Raw genomic sequence first — 5,741 nt, 5'->3', positions numbered from 1 at the left:
CTCCAGGACCGCAAGGTCCTGGGCAAAGTCGTGGTCACGATGGATTAATCGGGAAGGTGCGAGACATCATTGAACCCGCGCAGGATCATCTGCTCGCCGCTGATGACAAGGCGGCTGATCGAGCCGTTCTCGGCACCGTGAAAAGCAAAGGCAGGCGATCCTGTCGCCACGGCCAGCGCCGCGCCAATAACACCGCCATGCACGACAACGGCGACCAATTCATCGCTGTGTGCGGCGGCGATCCGCAGCAATCCAGCGCGCACCCGCGCTTGCAACTCGGCAGTGGTTTCCGCCCCCGGAATTTCACCCCACTCTTGCCGCTCTTTCGCGCGCAGGAACGCAGGATCACCCGACGCGGCGCGGAAGCGATATTCGCCGCCGTCCCAATCGCCCAGAAACACCTCATGCAGATCCCGATCAACCTGCGGCGTCAGACCCAGATGAGCGGCCACAGGCGCAGCCGTTTGATGGGTACGCTGCATTTTGGTGACATAGATCGCTTTTATAGGCTCTGCTTTCAGACGCTCACCAACAGCCAACGCCTGTGCTTCTCCATCAGGATGCAACGCAGGATCGCCCTGCCCGTCGACCAAGGGAAAACTCTCACCGCGCACCGCCGCCTGCGTCTCTCCATGTCGTATCAACAACATGTCCGCCGCACCCTTGGGCGGTGTGAACCTATGTTGGCGTACCTCGTTCATCGCAATCCCCTTTTCGCTTTTTCACACTAGGACACATCCCATGCAAAACCGCCAGATCACTATCGCAGAACTACCTATCGACGCGCTGAGCAAGGCGCATTTTCAAATGGGCGAGGCCCCGATGCCAGAGCCGCAGGACGGCGAAGTGCTGCTACGCGTGATTCTGATGTCCATAGACGCCGCGAACCGCTCTTGGATGAAGGGCGCGACCTACCGCGCCGCCGTTCAAAAGGGCGATCCAATGCCGACCTATGCGATCTGTGAAGTCGCCGCGAGCAAGAGCCCACGCCTAAGCGTTGGCGATATTGTCGCCGCCGAAGCCACCTGGTCCGACTACATCACCGCCAAGGCGCATAAGGTACAAAAACTGCCAAAGGTCGACACACTGTCCCACCTTATGTCCGTCTATGGCATCGCTGGCAAAACTGCTTTTCACGGGTTGATGTCCATTGGCCAACCTCTCGCGGGTGAAACTGTGCTTGTCTCCGCTGCAGCAGGTTCGGTCGGCGGCTACGTCGGCCAGATTGCCAAGGCGATGGGCTGCCGCGTTGTCGGAATCGCTGGTGGGCCGGAGAAATGCGCATGGGTTGTCGATGAACTCGGCTTTGACGCCTGCGTCGATTACCGCGAAGCGGGCCTTGGCAAAGCACTGTTCAAGGCCTGCCCCAACGGCGCCGATATCTATTTCGACAACGTCGGCGGCAAAGTTTTGGAATCCTCGCTCAACGTGATGAACGAGAAGGGCCGCGTCATCTGCTGCGGCGCTATCAGCCAATATGACACCGACAATCCCACAGGCCCGCGCAACCTGCCGGGTGTAATCGTGGTGAAGCGCCTCAAAATGGAAGGCTTCATCGTTATGGATTTCGCCCACAACGACGCCAAATGTCTGCGCGCGATGCAGCATTGGGTTTCGAGCGGTCAGGTCAAAGTCTTCGAGGACATCGTCGAGGGTCTTGAAAACGCCCCGCAAGCGCTCATCGGCCTGCTGAATGGTGATAACAAAGGCAAACGTCTCGTGCGGGTTGCCGCAGACCCAAGCTAAAGGAGCGCGCATATGTCATCCCTACAAACCGCCCTTACCAATGCCCAAGCCCAGATCGGCACCGAAGTCGGCGTGTCCAACTGGATTACCGTCGATCAAAAGATGATCGATGAATTCGCCAAGACCACGCAGGACGAACAATGGATTCACGTTGATCCTGTGCGCGCCGCCAAGGAAACCCCCTTTGGTGGCACCATCGCGCATGGGTTCCTGACCCTCTCGCTCGCCTCGCGCTTTGCCTATGATTGCTTTTCGATGCTTCCCGGTCAGGTCATGGGCATCAATTACGGCATGAACAAACTACGTTTCCTGATGCCCGTGCGCGCAGGTTCAAAGTTGCGCGGGCGGTTTACTTTGAAAGATGTGAACGCGCGCAATGCAACGGATTTGCTCCGCACCAATACCCTGACGATCGAGATCGAGGGCGAGGAAACCCCCGCACTGGTCGCCGAATGGCTCGGCCTTGCCGTGTTCAAAGACTAACGAAAGCGAAAAACATGGACCTAGATACAGCCATTAACGAGCGCCGCTCCATTCGTGGATTTACCGACAAGCCTATCCCAAAGGAGCTGCTCGAGGAAATCATCGCACTTGCCAATCGCGCGCCTTCGTCGATGAATACCCAGCCGTGGCACTTGCATGTGCTGACGGGCGAGCCGCTCGAGCAGGTGCGAAAAGGCAATACCGAACGGATGCTGGCAGGCGTCAAACCCACCCGCGATATCGAGGACTATGCCGAATACGAGGGCGTGCACCGCGAACGCCAGATCGAAATTGCCGTGCAGCTGTTTGAGAAAATGGGGATTGAGCGCGGCGATAAAGAGAAGCGTCAGGATTGGGTCATGCGGGGTTTTCGTCAGTTCGATGCACCTGTGTCCATCGTTGTATGCTTTGACCGCGCACTGCTTAACAACACCATCGCCCATTTTGACACGGGTGCGATGACCAATTCACTGGTGCTGGCTGCTTGGGCGCGCGGGGTTGGCGCGGTTATCAACGGGCAAGGCATCATGCAAAGCCCGGTCGTGCGCGAGGTCGCAAACATCCCCGAGGATCAGATCATACTGACCTGCGTTGCCTTGGGATGGCCGGACGAGGATTTCGTCGCCAATTCCGTCATTTCGCGGCGTCGCCCGATTAGCAATACAACGCGCTTCTTGGGGTTCGACGATTAGGCGCTAAAAACCTCCAGATATAAGTGACTTGGCATTTCTTGGCTGCCGATCTACGATTTTTGAATAACAGCTAAGGTGCTTCATATGAGATTGGCAATGATCGGGCGCGGCGCGATTGCGCAATATGTGAGCAACGCAGCCATCGCGCGTGGCCATGACATTGCATCGGTGATCGTGCGCGCTGACAAACTTGGCGATGGCCGGGTTGCGCGCATCAAAGACCTGCCGTCCGCTATTGATCTCGTCGTTGATTGCGCAGGCCACAGCGCGCTGCGCCAGTTCGGCCCCGATGCGTTACGTGCGGGCATTGATGTTTTGACCGTCTCGATCGGTGCTTTGGCAGATCAAACGCTAGAACAGGAACTCACACAGGCAGGTCAGGCAAGTGGCGCAAAGCTGATATTAGCCAGCGGTGCCATTGGCGCGCTTGATGCGTTGCGCTCTGCCCGCGCAGGAGACATAGAGCATGTTCGATACATTGGCCGTAAACCACCGCGCGGCTGGCTTGGCTCACCTGCCGAAAAGGTGCTGGACCTGAACAATCTGAAAGAAGCACAATGCCACTTTACGGGCAGCGCGCGCGTCGCAGCCATCGCCTATCCTAAAAACGCAAATGTCGCCGCTGCCGTCGCGCTCGCTGGTATCGGTTTTGACAAGACCGAGGTCGCGCTAATTGCCGATCCCGGCATTTCGCAGAACATTCACGAAGTTCACTGTGAGGGTGCGTTCGGCTCTTTCTCGTTTCGTATCGCTGGCATGTCATTGCCAGACAACCCAAGCAGTTCCGCGCTCGCCGCGATGAGCGTGGTCGGAGCACTCGACAGTCTTAATTCCGTGATCCGTTTTTGATGAAATCCAACGCTGCAAAAATAACCGAAAGGGCCATCGCGCGCCTAAAGCTCAAACAGCTGCGACTGCTCATCGCAGTTGGTGCCCATCGCAATCTTCGCAATGCTGCGCGCGAAATGAATATCTCTCAACCCGCCGCGACGATGATCCTAAAAGAGCTTGAGCTCGATTTCGAAGTTACATTGTTCGAGCGCACAAATCGCGGCGTCTCGCCAACGGTCTACGGCGACACACTGATCCGTCACGCCAAACTGATCTTGGCCCAGCTTGCCCATGCCGCGCAGGAACTCGATGACCTGGGTGAGGGGCGCCGTGGCCGTGTCGTCGTCGGCACCTTGCTTGCAGCGTCGTCCCATCTTTTGCCAAGAGCGATTGAGGCACTGCTGGAAATCCGCCCGGACGTGTCCATAAAAGTCGTCGAAGGGACGAATGAGGTTTTGATGCCAGCCCTGCGCGCAGGTGAAATTGATCTGGTCGTCGGACGCTTGCCCACCTATCGCCACCGCGATGATCTGGTGCAGGACAAGCTTTTTGATGAAACCATCCACGCTATCGTGCGCCCTGGCCATCCTTTGGCGAACAAGCAAACGCTTACCTTTGAAGACCTTAAACCCTATCCGTGGATCATCCCCCCGCTTGAAACGACGCTGCGCAGGCAGTTAGATCACTTCTTTGTTGTGCAAGGCCAGTACGAACCCCCTATGGCCATTGAATCAATTTCCTACCTCACCAATCGCGCACTTACGCAAAGCCGTGACTTTATCGGCATCGTCCCGGCCCATGTCGCGGTCGAAGATATTTCGAACGGCACGCTGGCGCGGTTGAACTGGGATGTCCCCTTCGGCAACAACCCCATAGGAGTCAGCTATCGCAAGGAAGGACGATTATCGCCCGCCAGTCTGGCCCTGCTAGAGGTCTTACGAACAATCAGCAGCGCCCTGTAGAAGCGTTACGAAAATTTTAGAAATTTAGAATTTTTGTAACTTTTTATTTTGCGCTTTGCACCGAATCCGATAAGCTTCATTTGTCTTGGGAGGTCACTACATCATGAACGCCTATATTTGCGACGGGGTCCGCACCCCGATTGGCCGCTACGGCGGCGCACTGTCATCAGTGCGAACTGACGATCTGGCAGCCCTGCCCATCGCCGCACTGATGGAACGTAACAAGGGTGTGGATTGGGCACGCGTCGACGAGGTGATCTTCGGTTCTGCCAATCAGGCGGGCGAAGACAATCGCAATGTCGCGCGCATGGCCGCATTGCTTGCAGGCCTTCCTGTTGATGTCCCCGGCACCACGATCAACCGCCTTTGCGCCTCTGGAATGGACGCCGTTGGTTTTGCGGCACGCGGGATCAAGGCGGGCGATTATGATCTGACGATTGCAGGCGGCGTTGAAAGCATGTCGCGCGCGCCCTTTGTGATGCCCAAAGCAACCACTGCCTTCAGCCGCGCCAATGAGGTCTTTGATACCACCATCGGCTGGCGTTTCATCAACCGCAAAATGAAAGAGGCCTACGGCGTCGATTCAATGCCCGAAACGGCCGACAATGTTGCGGCCGACTACAACATCAACCGCGAAGACCAAGATGCCTTTGCTGCCCGCTCGCAAGCGGCTTGGGCCAAAGCCCATAGCGCAGGTCACTTCGCGGACGAAATCATCCCTGTAAACATCCCCCAACGCCGCGGTGATCCGGTTGTGTTCGACACCGACGAACATCCCCGCCCCGACACAGACATCACAAAGCTCGCTAAACTACGCGGGATCAATGGACCTGATCTGACCGTGACCGCAGGCAATGCCAGCGGCGTCAATGATGGTGCCGCTGCGCTGCTGATTGCCTCTGACAAAGCGCTTTACAAACACTCGCTTACGCCGATGGCCCGCATCGTCGGCATGTCCTCGGCTGGCGTCGCGCCGCGCGTGATGGGCATAGGCCCTGTGCCTGCCAGCCAAAAGGTTCTGGAACGC

7 protein-coding genes are annotated in these 5,741 nt (G+C 57.3%); 6 read left to right on the top strand and 1 reads right to left on the bottom strand.

Annotation, left to right across the window (positions count from 1 at the left end; all coding sequences use genetic code 11):
- Window positions 1-44 precede the first annotated feature (44 nt).
- On the bottom strand, window positions 45-701 hold the full coding sequence (locus tag WBC85_RS13935) for a histidine phosphatase family protein (protein WP_424438403.1): 657 nt from the start codon (window positions 699-701) through the stop codon (window positions 45-47).
- 40 nt (window positions 702-741) lie between these two features.
- Between WBC85_RS13935 and WBC85_RS13930 the strand changes: the two genes are divergently transcribed.
- From WBC85_RS13930 to WBC85_RS13905, 6 genes are all read left to right on the top strand, one after another.
- Window positions 742-1,746 carry an NADP-dependent oxidoreductase gene (locus WBC85_RS13930; protein ID WP_424438400.1) on the top strand — a complete coding sequence of 335 codons (1,005 nt, stop codon included), beginning with the start codon at window positions 742-744 and terminating at the stop codon, window positions 1,744-1,746.
- 12 nt (window positions 1,747-1,758) lie between these two features.
- Window positions 1,759-2,229: a MaoC family dehydratase gene (locus tag WBC85_RS13925; RefSeq protein WP_424438396.1), complete on the top strand. Its 471-nt coding sequence runs from the start codon at window positions 1,759-1,761 to the stop codon at window positions 2,227-2,229.
- Window positions 2,230-2,243: 14 nt separating this feature from the next.
- Window positions 2,244-2,921 (top strand): nitroreductase, encoded by a 678-nt coding sequence (locus WBC85_RS13920; RefSeq protein WP_424438393.1) that lies wholly within the window; start codon window positions 2,244-2,246, stop codon window positions 2,919-2,921.
- A gap of 84 nt (window positions 2,922-3,005) precedes the next feature.
- The gene (locus tag WBC85_RS13915; protein WP_424438390.1) at window positions 3,006-3,770 is read left to right on the top strand and encodes an aspartate dehydrogenase; all 765 of its coding nucleotides are present in this window, start codon (window positions 3,006-3,008) and stop codon (window positions 3,768-3,770) included.
- Window positions 3,770-4,714 (top strand): LysR substrate-binding domain-containing protein, encoded by a 945-nt coding sequence (locus tag WBC85_RS13910; protein ID WP_424438387.1) that lies wholly within the window; start codon window positions 3,770-3,772, stop codon window positions 4,712-4,714. The genes WBC85_RS13915 and WBC85_RS13910 overlap by 1 nt, the downstream gene beginning before the upstream one ends.
- Before the next feature lie 103 nt (window positions 4,715-4,817).
- On the top strand, window positions 4,818-5,741 hold a 924-nt coding region (locus WBC85_RS13905; protein WP_424438384.1), incomplete at its 3' end, for an acetyl-CoA C-acyltransferase.

This window comes from Planktotalea sp., from assembly GCF_049680325.1.
In the GTDB taxonomy this organism is placed as follows: Bacteria; Pseudomonadota; Alphaproteobacteria; order Rhodobacterales; family Rhodobacteraceae; genus Planktotalea.
Note: the sequence above shows the minus strand (reverse complement) of the source record. Positions and strands in the feature narration are given on the sequence as shown.

What these genes read in the sequence shown, in the direction of transcription:
- WBC85_RS13935 (WP_424438403.1), bottom strand. Translation starts at nt 701, where the DNA reads ATGAACGAGGTACGCCAACATAGGTTCACACCGCCCAAGGGTGCGGCG.
- WBC85_RS13930 (WP_424438400.1), top strand. Translation starts at nt 742, where the DNA reads ATGCAAAACCGCCAGATCACTATCGCAGAACTACCTATCGACGCGCTG.
- WBC85_RS13925 (WP_424438396.1), top strand. Translation starts at nt 1,759, where the DNA reads ATGTCATCCCTACAAACCGCCCTTACCAATGCCCAAGCCCAGATCGGC.
- WBC85_RS13920 (WP_424438393.1), top strand. Translation starts at nt 2,244, where the DNA reads ATGGACCTAGATACAGCCATTAACGAGCGCCGCTCCATTCGTGGATTT.
- WBC85_RS13915 (WP_424438390.1), top strand. Translation starts at nt 3,006, where the DNA reads ATGAGATTGGCAATGATCGGGCGCGGCGCGATTGCGCAATATGTGAGC.
- WBC85_RS13910 (WP_424438387.1), top strand. Translation starts at nt 3,770, where the DNA reads ATGAAATCCAACGCTGCAAAAATAACCGAAAGGGCCATCGCGCGCCTA.